General features: G+C 58.6%; 19 protein-coding genes. 7 read left to right on the forward strand and 12 right to left on the reverse strand.

Annotation, left to right across the window (positions count from 1 at the left end):
- Positions 1-4: 4 nt before the first annotated feature.
- The 9 genes from purF to rpsF all read right to left on the reverse strand — a co-directional run bounded on the left by purF (position 5) and on the right by rpsF (position 8,835).
- Complete coding sequence (gene purF / locus J7447_RS05710; protein ID WP_023003957.1) at positions 5-1,477, reverse strand: amidophosphoribosyltransferase; 1,473 nt, start codon at positions 1,475-1,477, stop codon at positions 5-7.
- A gap of 221 nt (positions 1,478-1,698) precedes the next feature.
- Positions 1,699-2,307, reverse strand: a complete 609-nt coding sequence (locus J7447_RS05715; RefSeq protein WP_023003958.1) for a CvpA family protein — start codon at positions 2,305-2,307, stop codon at positions 1,699-1,701.
- Between the two features lie 74 nt (positions 2,308-2,381).
- Positions 2,382-3,776: a DNA repair protein RadA gene (gene radA, locus J7447_RS05720; RefSeq protein ID WP_062489055.1), complete on the reverse strand. Its 1,395-nt coding sequence runs from the start codon at positions 3,774-3,776 to the stop codon at positions 2,382-2,384.
- A 28-nt stretch (positions 3,777-3,804) separates the two neighbouring features.
- A complete protein-coding gene (gene alr / locus J7447_RS05725; RefSeq protein WP_353653744.1) occupies positions 3,805-4,947 on the reverse strand; it encodes an alanine racemase in 1,143 nt (380 codons plus the stop codon).
- A gap of 157 nt (positions 4,948-5,104) precedes the next feature.
- Positions 5,105-5,380 (reverse strand): PilZ domain-containing protein, encoded by a 276-nt coding sequence (locus J7447_RS05730; protein ID WP_023003961.1) that lies wholly within the window; start codon positions 5,378-5,380, stop codon positions 5,105-5,107.
- A gap of 203 nt (positions 5,381-5,583) precedes the next feature.
- Positions 5,584-7,068 carry a replicative DNA helicase gene (locus tag J7447_RS05735; RefSeq protein WP_023003962.1) on the reverse strand — a complete coding sequence of 495 codons (1,485 nt, stop codon included), beginning with the start codon at positions 7,066-7,068 and terminating at the stop codon, positions 5,584-5,586.
- Positions 7,069-7,433: 365 nt separating this feature from the next.
- Positions 7,434-8,018: a 50S ribosomal protein L9 gene (gene rplI, locus J7447_RS05740; RefSeq protein WP_023003963.1), complete on the reverse strand. Its 585-nt coding sequence runs from the start codon at positions 8,016-8,018 to the stop codon at positions 7,434-7,436.
- A 116-nt stretch (positions 8,019-8,134) separates the two neighbouring features.
- Positions 8,135-8,383, reverse strand: a complete 249-nt coding sequence (rpsR, locus tag J7447_RS05745) for a 30S ribosomal protein S18 (RefSeq protein ID WP_023003964.1) — start codon at positions 8,381-8,383, stop codon at positions 8,135-8,137.
- 5 nt (positions 8,384-8,388) lie between these two features.
- Positions 8,389-8,835 carry a 30S ribosomal protein S6 gene (gene rpsF, locus J7447_RS05750; protein WP_023003965.1) on the reverse strand — a complete coding sequence of 149 codons (447 nt, stop codon included), beginning with the start codon at positions 8,833-8,835 and terminating at the stop codon, positions 8,389-8,391.
- Positions 8,836-9,411: 576 nt separating this feature from the next.
- Here rpsF and fabD point away from each other — a divergent pair.
- The 7 genes from fabD to gmk all read left to right on the forward strand — a co-directional run bounded on the left by fabD (position 9,412) and on the right by gmk (position 15,908).
- On the forward strand, positions 9,412-10,356 hold the full coding sequence (fabD, locus tag J7447_RS05755; protein WP_209169042.1) for an ACP S-malonyltransferase: 945 nt from the start codon (positions 9,412-9,414) through the stop codon (positions 10,354-10,356).
- Between the two features lie 69 nt (positions 10,357-10,425).
- Positions 10,426-11,163: a 3-oxoacyl-[acyl-carrier-protein] reductase gene (gene fabG, locus J7447_RS05760; RefSeq protein WP_031270724.1), complete on the forward strand. Its 738-nt coding sequence runs from the start codon at positions 10,426-10,428 to the stop codon at positions 11,161-11,163.
- Positions 11,164-11,408: 245 nt separating this feature from the next.
- Complete coding sequence (locus J7447_RS05765; RefSeq protein WP_006931822.1) at positions 11,409-11,642, forward strand: acyl carrier protein; 234 nt, start codon at positions 11,409-11,411, stop codon at positions 11,640-11,642.
- Positions 11,643-11,726: 84 nt separating this feature from the next.
- Positions 11,727-12,992, forward strand: a complete 1,266-nt coding sequence (gene fabF, locus J7447_RS05770) for a beta-ketoacyl-ACP synthase II (protein WP_031270725.1) — start codon at positions 11,727-11,729, stop codon at positions 12,990-12,992.
- 124 nt (positions 12,993-13,116) lie between these two features.
- Positions 13,117-14,247 carry an endolytic transglycosylase MltG gene (gene mltG, locus J7447_RS05775; protein ID WP_023003969.1) on the forward strand — a complete coding sequence of 377 codons (1,131 nt, stop codon included), beginning with the start codon at positions 13,117-13,119 and terminating at the stop codon, positions 14,245-14,247.
- A 54-nt stretch (positions 14,248-14,301) separates the two neighbouring features.
- A complete protein-coding gene (locus J7447_RS05780; RefSeq protein ID WP_209169043.1) occupies positions 14,302-15,195 on the forward strand; it encodes a YicC/YloC family endoribonuclease in 894 nt (297 codons plus the stop codon).
- Between the two features lie 5 nt (positions 15,196-15,200).
- Entirely contained in the window at positions 15,201-15,908 is a 708-nt protein-coding gene (gene gmk, locus J7447_RS05785; protein WP_023003971.1) for a guanylate kinase, read from the forward strand.
- A 44-nt stretch (positions 15,909-15,952) separates the two neighbouring features.
- On the opposite strand, the gene J7447_RS05790 is transcribed toward gmk, so the two are convergent.
- From J7447_RS05790 to pdxA, 3 genes are all read right to left on the reverse strand, one after another.
- Positions 15,953-16,903 carry a LysR family transcriptional regulator gene (locus tag J7447_RS05790; protein WP_209169044.1) on the reverse strand — a complete coding sequence of 317 codons (951 nt, stop codon included), beginning with the start codon at positions 16,901-16,903 and terminating at the stop codon, positions 15,953-15,955.
- Positions 16,904-17,182: 279 nt separating this feature from the next.
- On the reverse strand, positions 17,183-18,034 hold the full coding sequence (gene rsmA, locus J7447_RS05795) for a 16S rRNA (adenine(1518)-N(6)/adenine(1519)-N(6))-dimethyltransferase RsmA (RefSeq protein WP_023003973.1): 852 nt from the start codon (positions 18,032-18,034) through the stop codon (positions 17,183-17,185).
- Positions 18,035-18,048: 14 nt separating this feature from the next.
- Positions 18,049-19,068, reverse strand: a complete 1,020-nt coding sequence (gene pdxA, locus J7447_RS05800; protein WP_209169045.1) for a 4-hydroxythreonine-4-phosphate dehydrogenase PdxA — start codon at positions 19,066-19,068, stop codon at positions 18,049-18,051.
- Positions 19,069-19,074: the final 6 nt, after the last annotated feature.

The following is a 19,074-nucleotide window of genomic DNA, read 5'->3' on the forward strand; positions in this document are numbered from 1 at the left end:
CGCTTTAGCCGACCTCGACCAGGCGAGGGGCGCTGACGAAGTCCTGATCCTCGGAAAGATCGGTCAGCGGTGTCGGGTAATCGCCGGTGAAACAATGATCCGTGAACTGCGGGTTGGCATCGTCGCGGCCATCGTAGCCCATGGCCTTGTAGATGCCATCGACGGACAGGAAGGCCAGGCTGTCGGCACCGATATAGGCGCGCATTTCCTCAAGACCGTATTTTGCAGCCAGCAGTTTTTCACGCACCGGCGTGTCGATGCCGTAGTAGTCGGAATACTTGATCGGCGGGCTGGCGAGCCGGAAGTGAACTTCCTTCGCACCCGCTTCGCGGATCATCTGTACGATCTTGACCGATGTTGTTCCGCGCACAAGGCTGTCGTCCACAAGCACGACGCGCTTGCCTTCGATCTGAGCCCGGTTGGCGGAGTGTTTCATCTTCACGCCAAGTGCACGGATCTGCTGGGTCGGTTCGATGAATGTGCGGCCGACATAGTGGTTGCGGATGATGCCGAGTTCGAACGGCACGCCGCTTTCCTGGCTGAAGCCGATGGCCGCCGGCACACCGCTGTCCGGCACCGGAACGATCACGTCGGCTTCGACGTTGGATTCCCGGGCCAGCTGGCGCCCCATTTCCCGGCGAACGTCGTAGACGCTGCGACCGCCGACAACGCTGTCGGGGCGGGAGAAGTAGATGTATTCGAAGATACACGGACGAGCCGGGCGTTTGCCGAACGGAAAGAAGGATTCAATCCCTGTTGACGTGCAGACGATAACTTCGCCGTTTTCCACTTCGCGGATGAACTTTGCCCCGATGATATCGAGTGCGCAGGTCTCCGAGGCCAGGATCGGAGCACCGTTCAGGTCGCCCAGGACCAGCGGGCGAATGCCGAGCGGGTCGCGTGCGCCGATCAGTTTCTTCGAGGTCAGCGCCACCAGAGAATAGGCACCTTCCATCTGGGTGATCGCATCGATGAAACGTTCGACGATCTTGCCCTTGCGCGAGCGGGCAACGAGCTGCAGGACCACCTCTGAATCGGAGGTCGACTGGCAGATTGCTCCGTCTCGGATCAACTGGCGGCGCAGGGTGAGGGCGTTGGTGAAGTTGCCGTTGTGGCAAACGGCAATGCCGCCACCGTCCAGCTCGGCAAAGAGCGGCTGCACGTTCCGCAGGATGGTTTCACCGGTCGTCGAGTACCGAACGTGGCCGACAGCGGCCTTTCCGCTCAGCCGCTCGATGGTGTCGGCGTCGGAGAAATGATCGCCCACAAGGCCTAGATGGCGTTCCGCACGGAACTGCTCGTTGTCAACGGTGACGATCCCCGCTGCTTCCTGCCCGCGGTGCTGGAGCGCATGAAGCCCGAGCGCGGTCAGCGCGCTGGCATCCTCATGACCCAGAATGCCGAAAACACCGCATTCTTCGCGCAAGGTATCTGCATTGATGTCGAACGGTTCGTGCACGTCGGTTCCGCCAGCCATGGCGAACACTCCTTCGTTCTGGCCGGTGGGAGGACCGGCCGGGTCTTGCGGTCAAAAGTCTGTCATCGTCACGCAGGTGGACGAAACATTGGCCGCTTTGCAAATGGTACATCGTCCCGCACATATTTGGGCGCGGGATGCCTCATTCAACGCTGCACCTCAAGCGGTGCCCGTTACTGCCCCAGTCTCGGTTAGTGTCCCTGGTTTATGCCCAAGGCCTGTTAGTTACTATCCGTCGTCAGCTGTTCAAGTCCCTGACGTTCTGAATCGCTGTAGGCCGGTTCATCAGTCGGGGTTGCTCCCCCTCCGGCCTGGTTGTTCTGCCGGATCTTGTCCAGGATCGCCTTTTCCGGGTCTTCTGGCAGCACAGCCACCAGCCGTTCACCGATAGACAGCAGGATCGGCCGCGACTTGGCTGTCTTGACCCAGTTCGGCTGCTGTTCCGGCTGGACGAACCAGTTGAAGAACATCATCGCGACGACGACCAGCAGCAGACCGCGCACAGCTCCGAACACGAACCCGAGGGTCCGGTCGAGGGCGCCGATCCGGCTGTCGAGCACGAAATCGGAAATCCGCATGGTGATATAGCTGACAACAAGCAGCGTGACCAGAAAGACTGCCGCGGCAGATACGCCCATGGCAACCAGGTCATGGTTGATATACTGCTTTGTGTAAGGAAGAACCCGTTCGTACAGCAGGAATGCCGCAGCTGCCGCAGCCACCCAGGAAACGATGGAAAGAACTTCCCTGACAAATCCGCGGATCATCGCAAGGACCGCCGAGATGAACATGATGACCAAGAGCAGTCCGTCCAGCAGCGTTATCGGCATGTTCCTGAAAAATCCTCTGTCTGGCGCTCTTTCAAGAGCTTAAACTTTTTGCCCAAACCCGTCACCATCTTGCGTCAGGTCTGCCCCGTAGCACTAGCCTCCGCCGAAAGTTTGGCAACAAAGTCCCCAAGTTCCGGCACGCCTGTCGTCCTGAACGAAGACACGGTGCCGTCCTTGAGATTGCCCTCCGGACAGTAAGCCTGATCGAAGCCGAGTTTCTCGGCTTCTTTCAGTCTGGAAGGGGCTTGGGCGACCGGCCTGATGGCCCCCGACAGGCTGACTTCGCCGAAATAGACGCAATTGGCCGGAAGGGCAAGTCCGCTGAGTGAGGAGATTAACGCTGCTGCCACGGCAAGATCGGCTCCAGGCTCGTTGATCTTGAGACCACCGGCGACGTTCAGATAGACATCATGTTGTGAAAAGCGGACGCCGCACCGTGCCTCAAGCACGGCCAGGATCATGGAAAGCCGCGCGCTGTCCCAGCCAATGACGGCCCTGCGCGGTGTTCCCAGCGAAGACTGCGCCACCAGCGCCTGGATCTCGATCAGGAGAGGTCTTGAGCCTTCCAGACCGGCGAAAACGGCTGCACCGGGCGCGGACGTGTTTCTGTCTCCCAAGAACAGGGCAGAAGGATTGGGGACTTCCTGCAGCCCCTTTCCCGTCATTTCGAAAACGCCGATTTCATCCGTCGCGCCGAAGCGGTTCTTGACCGAGCGCAGGATACGATACTGATGAGCGCCGTCGCCCTCGAAATAGAGCACCGCGTCGACCATGTGCTCGACCACGCGCGGACCGGCAATCTGTCCGTCCTTGGTCACATGGCCGACAAGAACAAGAGTGGTGCCGTTCTTCTTGGCATAACGCACCATCGCCTGGGCGGACGCACGCACCTGCGTCACGGTGCCGGGAGGAGATTCCACCTGGTCTGTCCAGAGCGTCTGAATGGAGTCGAGGATGAGTAGGGCCGGCGCCGTGTCGGATTCCAGCGTCGCCAGAATGTCTTCAACGCTTGTTTCCGCAGCCAGTGCCACGGGGGCCTGGGCGAGCCCCAGCCTTTCGGCCCGGAGCCGAACCTGTCCAATGGCTTCTTCGCCCGAAATATAGACGGTCTTGTGCCCGAGGTTTGCCAGTTGCGCAGCCGCCTGGATCAGCAATGTCGATTTGCCGATGCCGGGGTCGCCGCCGACCAGCAGGGCAGACCCTCGTACGAAGCCGCCGCCGGTCACCCGGTCAAGTTCAGGCACCTTCGTCTGGATGCGCGGGGCTTCCTTGGCATCGCCGGAAAGGCCGACAAGGGGAATGACACGGCCCTTGCTGCGGGAAGCCCTGCCGGGCCCACCACCGACGCCGCCGCCGGTCTGCTCCTCCACGATGGTGTTCCATTCACCGCAGCTTTCACAACGGCCAACCCACTTGGCGGTAACCGCGCCGCAGGACTGGCAGACGAAGGATGTGGAGCGCCGTGCCATGCAAATTGCCTTTCGCTCTCGGCTCCGGTCAGGTCAGGGGCGCATAGACGCGCTCAAACCGACGTCCGAGGCTTGTCAGATATTCGTAGTCGATGGTTTCCGCATAAGCGGCAAGATCGGAAGCTGCAACACCTGGCCCCAGCATTTCCACAAACGCGCCGCGCTGAAGCAGGTGTTCAGGCACATCCGTCACGTCGAGAGTGATCATGTCCATTGAAATCCGGCCGAGGATCGGCGCCTTGTAACCGCCGATCAGCCCGAAGCCGCCCGGGCGGTCGTCCGTGGAGCCGGCACGGCGGATCATGCCATCGGCATAACCGGCGGCCACGACGGCATTGCGCAAAGGGCGCTTTGCGGTTTGTTTCGCGCCATAGCCGATCGTATCGCCCTGTGGAACGTCGCGCACGATCATGATGCGTGCTTCCACCTTGGCGACCGGTTTCATCGGGTTGGGCTCGGTTTCGATGGCCTGCCCGCCGTAAAGCGCGATCCCGGGACGGACAAGGTCGAAGTGGTAGTCCGGGCCAAGCAGCACCCCGGCTGAATTTGCCAGCGACCGCGGAATGTGAGGGAAGGGGGCGGTTGTCTCTGTAAACAGCTTGAGTTGCCGCCGGTTCATGTCGTGGTCGGGTGTCGAGCCACAGGCAAGATGGCTCATCACCAGTGATGGCTGGAACGGCCCCAGAACGGCGTTGTCACCCAGAGCGCGGGTGAGTTCAGCCGGAGACAGGCCCAAACGGTGGATGCCGGTATCGACATGGACAGCGGCGGCATTGTTCTTGCCCGACGCCTTGCAGACTTCCCCCCATTCCAGAAGTTCTTCCAGACTGCCGAGGACGGGACGGATGTCATGGGTCAGAAAGTGGTCGGCCGTTCCCGGAAACAGCCCGTCGAGCACGTAGATGACGGCGTCCGGAAGACTTGCACGTAACGTCAGGGCCTCGGTCGGCACCGCGACGAAAAACGTCCTGCATCCCGCCTGGTAGAGGGCTGCAGCGGTTTTGTCCTGTCCGGTTCCATAGGCATCGGCCTTCAGAACGGCAGCGCAATCGGTGCTGTCGCTTACCTTGCCTTTCAGCAAGGACCAGTTCGACACGATCGCATCAAGATCGATCGTCAGTCGTCCGCCGTAAAGATTGGATGGGAAAGCTTGTTCAATCGTCGCAGGCACGGTCCGGATATCTCTCCAGTCAGAATCAATGTCTGAAATTCGAGAGTGAGCTTAGCGCATCGGGGCGTATTTGCACCAACGGCCAAACCGCCAAAAGCGTGACCAAGTGAAGCGCACTGCAGCGCTCCCCCCGGGAAGTGCGCTGAAGAGCGGAAGCTCAATCCATATAGAGGAATTCGACGCCGGCTTCGCCGGAGCGCACCCACCGAATTTCACCGTAAAACCGCAATTTCCGGCTTTCGATTTCGATGGTGATACGCTGATGCCGTTCAAGCCCCTTGGTGTTGGTCGCAACGCGGCAACCACCGACGCTGATGTCTTCGACCACGCAGGGGCGATGGGTCGCGTCCTGCTTCAAAAGGCCGGACCACTTGCATCTTTTACGCGGAAAGATGCGAGCTTCTTCGAGGAGTTTTTGTGCCGACGAATACAAGATGCGGTCACCTGGAAAAGATTTTAGGCGAAATTCTTTCTACTTAAAGTAAGTGAGGAGTTTTAACAGTGGCTTAATCGTGAGCGACGGCGTGTCCATTGCCAAATGCCGCAAGTGAGCCGCAGACGAGAGCTTGAATGCGGCATCAGGCGGCTATCGGGGCACCTTGTCTCAAGGACCGTCCAAAATCGCGAAGACGTCTGTTATTCGTAGCGTTCGGGCAGGTGATCTTCTTCGGCAAGATCGGAGAAGCGGGTGTACTGGCCTTCGAAGTGCAGGTTCGCCGTACCGGTCGGGCCGTGACGCTGCTTGGCGATGATGACTTCTGCCTTGCCTTTGAGCCGCTCCATATCCCGTTGCCAGTTTTCGTGTTCGACAGTTCCGAATTCCGGCTCGGTCTTGGACAGGTAATATTCTTCACGGAACACGAACAGGATCACGTCGGCGTCCTGCTCGATGGAGCCTGATTCACGCAGATCCGACATCATCGGTCGTTTGTCGTCACGCGATTCCACCTGACGGGAGAGCTGTGACAGCGCGATGATCGGGACGTGAAGTTCCTTCGCAAGCGCCTTCAGACCCGTTGTGATTTCGGTGATTTCCTGAACGCGGTTGCCGGAGTTCTTGTTCGAGCCCGACAAGAGCTGGATATAGTCGACCACAAGCAGGTCGAGACCGCGCTGACGCTTAAGACGCCGCGCCTTGGCAACCAGCGAGGCGATGGAAATACCACCGGTCTGGTCCACATGAAGCGGGACGGCCTGCATGGTCTGGGCACAGGCGGCCAGCTTCTCGAATTCCGCTTCGGTGATATCGCCGCGGCGAATTTTCGAGGACGAGATTTCCGCCTGTTCGGAAATGATACGGGTGGCCAGCTGTTCGGCCGACATTTCCAGAGAGAAGAAGCCGACAACGCCGCCGTTCACGGTCTTGATCGAGCCGTCGGGCTGTTCTTCGGACTTGTAGGACTGGGCGATGTTGTAGGCGATGTTGGTTGCCAGGGAGGTCTTGCCCATCGCGGGACGACCGGCAAGCACGATCAAGTCCGAATGCTGCAGACCACCCATCAAACGGTCCAGTTCGCGCAGGCCTGTGGAAATACCGGAAAGGGCACCTTCGCGGTTATAGGCGGCGTGCGCCATCTCGATGGTTTCGGTCAGGGCGTCGCCAAACGCGACGAACCCGCCTTCGCTGCGGCCGGTTTCTGCAAGTTCGAACAGGCGGCGCTCGGCATCATCGATCTGCTGGGAGGGGGGCACATCGATCGGGGCGTCGAAGGCGATATTGACCATGTCCTCGCCGATGCGGATCAGATTGCGACGGATCGCCAGGTCGTAGATGGTCCGGCCGTAGTCTTCGGCGTTGATGATCGAGGCGGCATCACCGGCCAGGCGCAGAAGAAACTGGGTCGCGGACAGATCCGCAATCTTCGCGTTGGCGGGATAGAAGGTCTTCAGCGTGATCGGCGACGCGGTTTTGCCGGCGCGGATCAGATGGCTGATCTTCTCGTAGATATCCTGGTGAGCAGGCACGAAAAAATGATGTGGTTCCAGAAAGTCTGAGACCCGGTAGAACGTCTCGTTGTTAACGAGAATCGCTCCCAGAAGCTGACGTTCCGCCTCGGCATTGTGTGGTGCCAAGCGCTGGATGTCTTCTTCCGTTTCGACCTTCTGTAGCGTGCCCTTCATAACGACCCCCGTTGACCCAAGTTCATTGGGAATACTCTGTGACGGGGGAGGGCTCAAGGTTCAAAAATGGCTGATTTCGATTCCCACCGGCTTGGACAAATCAGCGGGGAAAGAATCGAATCCAGCTTGACTCTGAACTCGATTGAAGACTCAAGGGCCTACCTCTTAGTTATTGAAATTTATGATATTTTTGAGAAGATTAATAGCTGGTTAATGAATTTTCGAGCAGTTTCAAGGCCTTAAACCGGAAACTGAAAAGCTAGGATTAGGCGTGGCTTGCCATCATTTCAAAAAGTTGCCGGCAAACAAAAAAACGGCGCTGAAGCCAGCGCCGTTTTCTAAAGTCCACAAGGGAAGCGAAGTGCTTAGGCTTCTTCTTCCGCTGCTTCTTCGGAAGCTTCTGCACCTTCTTCGGTGTCTTCTGCTTCTTCGTCTTCTTCGAATTCGAAGACGTCCATTTCCGGCGTGGAGAGATCTTCGCCGGCAGCCTGACGGACAGCTTCGTCTTCAGAACGGGCAACGTTGACGCTGATGGCGACTTCGACTTCCGGGTGCAGCTGGATCAGAACGCTGTGCAGACCGATCGTCTTGATCGGGTTGCGCAGTTCAACCTGGCTGCGGGAAACGGAGAAGCCGGCATTGGTCAGGCCGTCAGCAATATCGCGCGTGGAAACGGAACCGTAGAGCTGGCCGGTTTCACCAGCGGAACGGATCATCACCAGGGATTCGCCGTCGAGCTTGGAGGCAACGCCTTCAGCTTCGTTCTTGCGCTCAAGGTTACGAGCTTCGAGCTGAACGCGCTCACGCTCAAAACGCTCGAGGTTCGACTTGTTGGCGCGCAGTGCCTTGCCCTGCGGCAGCAGGAAGTTACGGGCATAGCCGTCGCGTACGCGAACGGTGTCGCCCATCTGGCCGAGCTTGGCGATGCGCTCAAGAAGGATAACTTGCATGTCATTTCTCCTACTGTCCCACCCGTTGAGGATGGTTAGAGGCCGTTTGCCCGCGGCCCCAATTCGGGTCTTCCGGGAAGCCCCGAAAGAAACGTCTCAAGATTTTCGAGAAACGCTTAGCTGATCACGAACGGCAGCAGGCCGAGCAGGCGGGCGCGCTTGATCGCACGGGCCAGTTCACGCTGCTTCTTCGCGGAAACCGCGGTGATGCGGCTCGGAACAATCTTGCCGCGCTCGGAAATGTAGCGCTGCAGCAGACGGATGTCCTTGTAATCGATCTTCGGCGCGTTGGTGCCGGAGAACGGGCAGGTCTTCCGGCGACGGAAGAACGGACGGCGGCTCGGGAGCTGTGCAATATCAACCATCAATCTTACTCCCCTTCTGCGCGGCGCGGAGCGCGCTCACCGCGGTCGCCACCGCGTCCACCGCGGTCACCGCCGCGATCGCCACCACCAAAGCGGCCACCACGATCGCCACCACGGCGGTCGTCACGGTCGCGCTTCTGCATCATTGCAGACGGCTCTTCGTCGAGTTCATCGACCTTGAAGGTCATGAAACGCAGAACGTCTTCGCTCAGACCCATCTGACGTTCCATCTCGGCAACCGCGGCGTGCGGAGCGTTGATGTTCATGAGGGTGTAGTGAGCCTTGCGGTTCTTCTTGATGCGGTATGCGAGGGAACGCAGACCCCAGTTTTCCACCTTGCCGATAGTACCGCCAGCGCCTTCGATGAGGCCCTTGTACTGTTCGACGAGTTGTTCGACCTGCTGGGCCGAAACGTCCTGGCGAGCCAGGAATACGTGCTCGTAAAGAGGCATGGAAATAGCCTTTCTTCGTGTTGACAACGCGGGATCGGCGCAGAGCCTCCTCGTAGCCCCGGAAAGGCACGAGAATTCTAACGAGAGCGGGAACACGGGAAGTCGGATCCGATCAAGGATCCTGGCGTCATGCCCTTCCGTTCAGCCCCCGGCCAAACCCCGGATGAAGCGCGCTCTATACTCTGTTTTGCGGAAATTGCAAGCAGCATACGCCCGAAAGGATCGAAAATCGGAAGACGATACGAATGCTGCCGATTTGGAAGATTGCCTGACTGTCTATATATATCGAGTTCCCGAAGCAGGTAAGGGGAGGACCGGTTTCGCGCGCAAGACAACGCCCATTGGGTTGCCGGGCATTTCAGGGATAATCAGGACAAAGGAAAACCGGCAAAACCGCCCGAAAAGCGGAAATGATTGCCCTGTGGGCCTTGACAGTTTGGTCAAGACCGTATCATAGCCTCGCGCCAAGTTCGATTTCAGCCTGCACGGGCTGTCTTCTCCGCTTTCTAATAAGCCGTCGACCTTTCGCTATAAGAACAACTAAGGTCCGCTCACGAGTCACGGAGGCGTTTCCAGATGACCATTGCATTCACATTTCCCGGCCAGGGCAGTCAGGGCGTTGGAATGGGTAAAGCCCTTGCCGATGCGTTCCCGGAAGCAAAAGCCGTTTTCGACGAAGTCGACGAGGCGCTTGGCCAGAAGCTGTCCGATGTCATGTGGACTGGTCCGGAAGAAACGCTGACGCTGACAGCAAATGCTCAGCCTGCACTTATGGCGGTCAGCCTTGCGACCATGCGCGTTCTGGAAGCCCGCGGCCTCGATCTTGCCGGCAGTGTTTCCTTTGTCGCAGGACATTCTCTTGGTGAATATTCCGCGCTGGCTGCTGCCGGCAGCCTGGATATTGCGACCGCTGCAAAGCTCCTGCGCGTGCGCGGAGATGCCATGCAGGATGCGGTTCCGGCCGGTCAGGGCGCAATGGCTGCGTTGCTCGGGCTGGAGTTTGATGTTGCCGCGGAAGTGGCCGAGGCTGCCGCACAGGGCGAAGTCTGCCAGGCCGCGAACGACAACGCGCCGGGGCAGGTGGTTGTTTCCGGGCATCTGGCCGCCGTCGAGCGCGCCGTCGAGATTGCCAAGGCCAGGGGCGCGCGCCGTGCGGTGATGCTGCCGGTCAGCGCACCGTTCCATTGTTCCCTGATGGGCCCGGCTGCCGACAAGATGGCCGAAGCTCTGGCGAATGCCGAAATTCGCTCTCCTGTCGTGCCGCTGGTCGCAAACGTGCTTGCGCGCCCGATCACTGACGCAAATGAAATTCGCGATCGTCTTGTTCAGCAGGTGACCGGTACCGTGCGTTGGCGCGAAAGCATCACCTGGCTTGCCGACAACGGTGTCGACACCTTTGTCGAGGTTGGGGCAGGCAAGGTGCTGACCGGCATGGTCAAGCGGATCGCCAAGGAAGCCACCGGCATGGCGGTCAATTCTCCGGAAGACATCGACGCCCTTATGGAAAAGATCTCCGGATAAGGCTTATAACGGCCGAGGCGACGATTTGGTCCGCCGCGGACCCAAACAGGAACAATGGAAGGATCCCGAATGTTCAGCTTGGAAGGGAAAAACGCGCTTGTCACCGGTGCCACCGGTGGGATCGGCGAAGCAATCGCCCGGTCGCTCCATGCACAGGGCGCAACCGTCTCCTTGTCCGGCACGCGGGCTGAAAAACTGGAAGCGCTTGCTGCTGATCTCGGCGAACGCGCCTATGTGACGCCGGCCAATCTGTCCGACCGTGCGGCTGTTGATGCCTTGTTGCCGGCGGCTGAAGAGAAAATGGGCTCTGTCGACATCCTGGTGAACAATGCCGGGATCACGCGCGACAACATCTTCATGCGCATGAAGGATGAAGAGTGGGACCAGGTTCTGGAAGTGAACCTGTCGTCCGGCTTCCGTCTGTGCCGCGCCGCAATCAAGGGCATGATGAAGCGTCGGTCCGGCCGCATCGTCGGCATCACGTCCGTCGTCGGCGTCACCGGAAACCCCGGTCAGGTCAACTATGCGGCGGCCAAGGCCGGCATGATCGGCATGTACAAGTCGCTTGCCCGGGAAGTCGCCAGCCGCAACATCACGGTCAATACGATTGCGCCCGGTTTCATCGAAACGGCAATGACCGACGCGCTGAACGACAAGCAAAAAGAATCGATTTTGACGAGCGTGCCTGCAGGGCGTTTGGGCACTTCCGCAGAGATTGCCGCAGCCGCCGTCTACCTGGCCAGCGATGAAGCCGCTTACGTGACCGGGCAGACCCTGCACGTTAATGGCGGCATGGCTATGATTTAAAAGGAATTTTTGCCGAGCAGGCAAAAAGAATCCGGGCCGCTCACAAGCGGTCTGGATCGGCTGGTAAAGGTCAACAAAGTGTGTTACCAACCCGCCGATTGTTTCGAATTGCACAGTTGGCCAAATAAACTGGCCTGGTGTGCGGCGACATCTTAAAGACCGCGAGTTCGCGCCACCGCTTGTTTGCAAACCGGATGGGGGCAGTTTCGCGAGTGACGAATAGATGAAAACTAAGGAAGTGAAAGATGAGCGATATCGCGGATCGGGTAAAGAAAATCGTCGTTGAGCACCTCGGCGTAGATGCTGACAAAGTTGTTGAAGGTGCAAGCTTCATCGACGACCTGGGCGCAGACAGCCTTGACACGGTCGAGCTGGTCATGGCGTTCGAAGAAGAATTCGGCGTAGAAATCCCGGACACCGCAGCAGAAACCATCCTGACCGTTGGCGATGCTGTCAAATTCCTGGAAGCCAACAAGTAAGGGTAACTCCCTTCTTGTGAATGTTTGAAGATCGGGCCGGCGGGGCGAAACCCCGCCTGGCCCTTCCAACGTAAGTGCGGGTGTATGAGGCGAGTTGTCGTAACTGGGTTGGGCATGGTGACGCCGCTTGGCTGTGGTGTCGATGTCACTTGGAAAAAGATCCTTGAAGGACAGAGCGGGGCCAACAAGGTCACGAATTTCAAAGTTGACGATCTGGCCTGCCAGATCGCATGTCAGATCCCGCGTGACTCGTCCGTTGAAGGCGCGTTCAATCCGGATGACTGGATGGACGTCAAGGAACAACGCAAGGTCGATGATTTCATCGTCTACGCGATGGCGGCTGCCGATCAGGCAATGGCCGATTCCGGCTACAAGGCCGAGACTTACGAACAACAGGTGCGCTCTGGCGTTTTGATCGGCTCCGGCATCGGTGGTCTTCAGGGCATCGAGCAGGGCGCCAATCTGCTGGCCGAAAAAGGCCCGCGCCGCATTTCTCCGTTTTTCATTCCCGGCCGTCTGATCAACCTTGCCGGCGGGTATGTCTCGATCCGTCACAGCCTGAAGGGCCCGAACCACGCTGTCGTGACCGCGTGTTCGACCGGCGCGCACGCCATTGGCGATGCATCGCGGTTGATTGCCTTCGGTGATGCGGATGTCATGGTTGCCGGCGGTACGGAATCTCCGGTCTGCCGTCTTGCACTCGCGGGCTTTGCTGCCTGCCGTGCGCTTTCCACGGCTTTCAACGACACTCCCGAAAAAGGTTCCCGCCCTTACGACGTCGCCCGCGACGGCTTTGTGATGGGCGAAGGTGCCGGTGTCGTCGTGCTCGAAGAATACGAGCATGCAGTTCGCCGCGGCGCAAAGATCTACGGTGAGATCATCGGTTACGGCTTGTCCGGCGATGCTTATCACATCACCGCTCCGTCCTCCGATGGCGATGGTGCCTACCGTTGCATGGAAGCTGCGCTGAAGCGCGCCCAGGTCACGCCGGCCGACATCGACTATGTGAATGCTCATGGAACCTCGACGCCGCTTGGCGACGAGATCGAACTTGGTGCTGTCACCCGGCTTGCGGGAGAACATGCCGCCGATCTGACAATGTCATCGACCAAGTCCTCCATCGGTCACCTTCTCGGTGCTGCTGGTGCGGTCGAGGCCATTTTCTCGGTTCTGGCCATGCGTGACGGTATGGCTCCGCCGACGATCAACCTCGATAATCCGTCTGTCGAGACGGTTATCGACTTGGTGCCGCACAAGCCGAAGAAGCTGGATATCAATGTCGCCCTTTCGAACTCGTTCGGCTTCGGCGGCACAAATGCCTCGCTTGTCTTCCGCAAAGTTGCCGCATAACCCATTCAAGTTCTTCAGGCCGGTCCGATTCTCTCGGGCCGGCCTGAAACTTTGATTGTGACAACTGGTCCGTTTGAGCCTAAGTCAGGGATTTGGGGGCTCAATCTTGGAGGTGCGACCCAATATGCGCATTAAGCCCAAAAGCCCGCGTGAAGCCTTGCAGCCGGAACCGGCGCCTGCGCCTCCGCAACGCTCCAGGCACGTACGCAACCCCTTCGTCATTCTGATCAACATGGTCATCACATTGACCGTGTTCGGACTTGCCGCGTTCGGGGGCGCGCTTTATTTCGGCAAACAGAAATTCGAGGAAAAAGGCCCGCTGCAGAAGGACGCCACCGTGGTGATTTCTTCAGGTGCCGGGCTTTCCGGTATTACCGACAGGCTTTCAGGGCAGGGCGTCATCAGCGACAATCTGCTGGACGAGTGGATCTTCAACCTGGGCATCCGCTTCTACAAGAACGCCACCAAACTGAAAGCCGGTGAATACGCTTTTGCGCCCGGCGTCTCGATGCAGGAGATCATGACCGATCTGGTGGAGGGCAATGCCGTCACCCATTCGGTAACGATCCCGGAAGGCTGGACCACCGCCCAGATCATCGAGCGCGTGCGCGAGCACCCAGTGCTTGTAGGCGAGATTACCGAAGTTCCGGAAGAAGGTGCACTGCTTCCCGAAACCTATACCTTTGCACGTGGCGCCTCGCGCCAGGAAGTTCTCAACCAGATGAAAGCGGCGCAGTCCAAGCTGCTGAGCGAAATCTGGGGTCGCCGGACGGAAGGCCTGCCGGTCGAAACGCCGGAAGACCTGGTTATTCTCGCGTCGATCGTGGAAAAGGAAACAGCCCTGGCAGACGAGCGACCGCGTGTCGCCGGTGTTTTCGTGAACCGTCTCAACAAGAACATGCGCCTGCAGTCCGACCCTACGATCCTTTACGGTCTTTATGGCGGTGAAGCGTGGCTCAAGGACCGCTCGGCAATCAAGCAATCCGAGCTGAAGGCGGACAACAAATACAACACCTACCAGATCGACGGCTTGCCGCCAGGACCGATCGGTAATCCGGGCCGCGCAGCCATGGAAGCGGTCGCCAATCCTTCCCGCACGCAGGATCTCTATTTCGTGGCCGACGGAACCGGTGGCCACATCTTTGCCGAGACCTACGAGCAGCACCAGGCAAACGTCCGCAAGTGGCGTCAGGTGGAAAGAGACCGTCGTCAGGCGGAGCAGAACCAGGAAACGCAGCCAGCCACATCCAATTGACCGGAGCCCGCCTTTGCGGCGGGCCGGTGGCGGCACATTCGCAAAGGGGGGCACATGGCACTTGCCAGCATGACGGGCTTTGCACGGGCCCTTGGAGAATCCGGACCGGTTCGCTGGACTTGGGAACTGAGATCTGTCAACGGCAAGTCCCTTGACCTTCGTATCCGCATACCGACGGGTTTGGAGACGCTCGAACCGAAGATCCGCGAGCGTTGCGGCAAGCTTCTTCGGCGCGGAAATGTTTCCGTCGGGCTCTCCATGCAGAGAGACCAGTCCGAACAGCAGCTCCAGGTCAATGAATCGGCTCTTGAAGCTCTCCTTGCGACAATCGATCTCCTCAAGAACCGGGTACCTGATCTTGCTCCGCCGTCGCTTGACGCCATTCTGGCGCAAAAAGGCGTCTTTGAGCTCAAGGAGCCCGAAGAAGACGAAGCGGTTCAGGCAGCGCTTCACAACACTCTTCTGACGACCCTCGATGCTGCGCTGATTGACCTTGTCGACATGCGCCACAGCGAGGGGCAGGCAATTGGCAGGGTGATCCGAGATCAGATCGACAGGATCGCCGAACTGACCCAGGCCGCCGAGGATCTGCCTGCGCGCAAACCGGATGCCATAAAGGCACGGCTGAAGCGACAGCTCGCAGAGCTGATGGATGCCTCGGACGGTCAACTGGATCCGCAGCGCGTGCATCAGGAAGCTGTCTTCCTGGCAACCAAGGCTGACATCCGTGAGGAGCTGGATCGCCTGCATGCCCATGTGGCAGCCGTGCGTGAATTGATGGACACCGGTGGAGCAATCGGAAGGCGCCTGGATTTCCTGGCTCAGGAATTTAACCGGGAAGCCAACACTTTGTGTTCAAAGTCCAACGACGTGGACCTGACAGCCATTGGGCTGGACCTGAAGTCCGTTATCGATCAAATGCGTGAGCAGATACAGAATCTGGAGTGAGCCACATGACCGACGCACCTGCCGGTACCTCAACGGGAACCACTGTCAGTGCGGAACAGGCCGAGCAGCAGCGCCGTGGCCTGATGCTGGTGCTGTCGTCACCGTCCGGAGCCGGAAAGTCGACGATCGCGCGCCTCCTGCTGCAGAACGAAGACAATCTTGCCCTGTCGATCTCCGTGACCACGCGGCCACGCAGGTCCAGCGAAGTTGACGGCGTGCACTACCACTTCATTGATGCCGGCAGGTTCGAGCAGATGCGCGAGCACGATGAGCTGCTGGAGTGGGCCGAGGTGCATGGCAACTACTACGCCACACCGCGTGGACCGGTCGAAAATGCTATTGAAAATGGCAAGGACATCCTGTTCGACATCGATATTCAGGGAACCTTCCAGCTCTATGAAAAGATGCGTGACGATGTCGTTTCCATCTTCATTCTGCCGCCGTCCATCGCGGAAATGAAATCACGGCTGAAGCGGCGTGCTGAAGATGAGGACACTGTTATCCTCAAGCGGATGAAGACTGCAGTTGGTGAAATGCGCCACTGGTCGAAATACGATTATGTTGTGGTGAATGACGATCTGGAACGCGCTTACGAAAACGTTCGTGCAATCCTGAAAGCAGAAAGATTGAAGCAGTTCCGCTCGCCGAAAATCGGTCCGCTCATTCAGGGCATGGTCGATGATCTGGAAAACGAGCTGGCCGAAAAATCCTGACGTCTCAAGCGCTGTTTGGACTGGCCATTCAGCGTCAATAGAAGCTAGGAAGACGAAGAACCTGCACCTGCGACATGAGCTGTATCCCTTTGCTCTGCTCGAGAGGCTGTTTCTGAAAACCTTTGCCGAAAGAGCTTGGCGACGCGATCCTTGACCTCCGACAGCATCGGGTGGAAACGCAGTCTTTCGTGAAAGCTCATCCATGACTCTCCCTGATCGAGTGGGGAAGCGGTCAGGCGTGTCAGACCCTCCGTTTCCGCGATCCAGTCTGGTAGAACGCCCATGGCGTGCCCGGCGTTCAGAATATTGCAGAGCGATACGGAATTGTTGACGGCGTAGCGGCATGTCTTGCCCAGCAGAATGGCGTTGAGCAACTGCGAGGACTTGAGCCGCGCCCGGCTGCCGCAATATCCCGCCCAGATCTGTTCCTGCCAGGTCGAGGGGTCAACAGCGTCCGGCCGCTTTCGGCAGTAGTCCTTTGAGGCGTAGACGTGAAACTGGATCTCACCCAGTTTCTGGACAATCAGGTGCGGATGTTTGGGCTGTCTGTTCCCGATGGCGATGTCGGCGGAGTTCCGGCTGAGATCCCAGAAGGCATCGTCCGCGAAAAATTCTATCCGGACACCGTCAAGACCATCGGTTATCTGGTCGACGTGCCGTGTCAGATAATGCTGCCCCCATTCACCGAGCGTGATCCTGCAGACCTGCTCTTTTGAGCCGACCTTTTCCAGATCAACCGCGCGCCTGAAGTCCGCCGCTCCGCGTGCCATGGATCTGGCAATCTTGATCAAACGTCGGCCACCACCCGTCAGTTCGTAGCCGGTCTGGCGTCGATCGAACAATTGTACGTCCAACTGTTCTTCTAACCGCGCAATATGGCGGCCGACGGTTGGTTGGGACAGGCAAAGAACCTGGGCGGCTTTGCTGAGGCTCTGATTCTCGGCAACAGCAAGAAAGACGCGTACGGCATCCCAGTCAAAATCGATTTCATTCATTTTTGAATGATATCATGCAGCATCATTCAATTACATTCTAAAAAGGTTCTGACATCTTCTGCCCGTCATCAACGGGAGATGAGACAATGGTCAGCTTTTTAAGGGTCCTGTTTTCAAGAAAACGAAACGTTTGGTACACCGGTCCGGACAAGGCTGACCGAAGAAACCAAATGCCGGATTGGATGATGCGGGATCTCGGGTTGGATAACCCGGACAACCTGAAAGCCGTTCAGGCGGGCAAGTGCCGTAAACCGGAACTTTCCAGCATCCTGCCAGTCGTCAAACTGCCTGAGCGGCCCTGAACGTGTTGGCAAGTTCAACGAACCCTGCGATGTCGATTTCTTCGGCACGGGCCGTCGGCTTCAACCCGGCCCTTGTGACCAAGTCTTCTGCGTCCGGTGTCAGTGACTTGAGGCTGGCACGCAGCATCTTGCGTCTCTGGCCAAAGGCCGCAGCGGTAATCTTTTCAAGGGCTTTCAGGTCGCAGGGCAGGGGCGAAGGATTTGGCGTCAGATGAACCACAGCCGACGTCACTTTCGGGGGCGGCGTGAACGCCTTTGGGCTGATGTCGAACAGGATCCCGCCCTTGCAGCGCCAGCCTGCCAGAACTGCAAGCCTGCCATAGGCCTTGGACGCGGGGGGCGCGCTGATCCGCTCACCGACTTCCTTCTGGAACATCAGCGTCAGCGACGACCAGAATGGCGGCCACTGCGGTGTCGTGATCCAATTGATAAGCAGCTGGGTGCCAACGTTGTAAGGCAGGTTCGCGGCAATGCGGACCTTGTCTCCTCCAGTCAGGGCCACCGGATCGATTTCAAGGGCATCGCCTTCGATGACTTCCAGGCGCCCCGGATAGTGTGCCGAGATTTCGGCAAGAGCCGGCAGGCAGCGGCTGTCCTTTTCAATCGCGATCACCCGCTTCGCTCCTGCGGCCAGCAGGGCACGGGTCAGCCCACCGGGACCAGGGCCGACTTCCAGAACGGTGCAATCTTCAAGACTGCCCGCAGATCGGGCGATGCGAGAGGTGAGATTGAGATCGAGAAGGAAGTTCTGTCCCAGCGACTTTTTCGCATTGAGACCATGAGCGGCGATGACGTCGCGCAACGGGGGCAGGTCGTCTATCTGAGCCATTGATCGCTATCGCCCTAGAACCGCTCGGGGTTGGCAAGCACATCCGCCATGCGCAAGGACGCAGCGAAACTGTCGACCCGGGCGGTGCCGGTTCCAGCCAGGTTGTATGCCGTGCCATGGTCGGGAGAGGTGCGCACGAAAGGCAGGCCCAGCGTGACATTGACACTCTCATCGAAACCGATGGTCTTCGCCGGTATCAACACCTGGTCGTGATACATGCCAAGCACGCAGTCATAATGCTGCCGTGCAGGCGGGTGAAACAGAGTGTCGGCTGGATGCGGACCTGTCGCCTCGATACCCATCGCTCGCAGGCGAGAAATGGCTGGCTCTATAATGTCGCGGTCTTCTGTTCCCATCGAGCCGTTTTCACCCGCATGAGGGTTCAGCCCGCAAATCGCCAATCGTGGCGACGTGTAGCCAAACCTGGTCTTGAGGTCGCGTGCGGTAATTTCCGCAGTCCCAACGATAAGTTCAGTCGTGAGAGATGTCGGAACATCGCGAATTGGAATGTGAATGGTGACCGGAACCACCATCAACTCCGGTCCGGCAATCATCATCACGGGTTTTGCCGGTTCTCCGGGCCAGTGCATCTCTGCAAGGGAGCCCAGATATTCCGTATGCCCGGGGAAGGCGAAGCCGGTTCGATAAAGCGCAGCCTTGTTGATCGGACTGGTCACGAGGGCGCAGGCATGGCCGGACTTTATATCGTCGACACACCCTTCAATAGCAGCAACAACGGAAGCTGCCGTTTCAGGTGCTTCCACACCCGGCTGGTCAGGTAGGGCCGGCCCGGTCTGTACAACGGGCAAAGCTTTGGTGAAAGTCGCTACGGCTTCGTCCTGCGCTACCAGCCTGAGCCGCGCGTTCAGACCCATTTTCTGTGCACGTTCGTGCAGCAGGGCTTCGTCACCGCGAATGTAGAATGGCGGCAATCCGAGAGCTTTGCGATTAGCCCATGCAATCAGAGCCAGGTCCGGGCCGATCCCGGCAGGTTCTCCCATACTGACGGCGATCGGCTTCTGGTTGGAGCGCATGTAGGA

Source organism: Labrenzia sp. R5_0 (assembly GCF_017743835.1).
GTDB lineage: Bacteria > Pseudomonadota > Alphaproteobacteria > Rhizobiales > Stappiaceae > Roseibium > Roseibium algicola.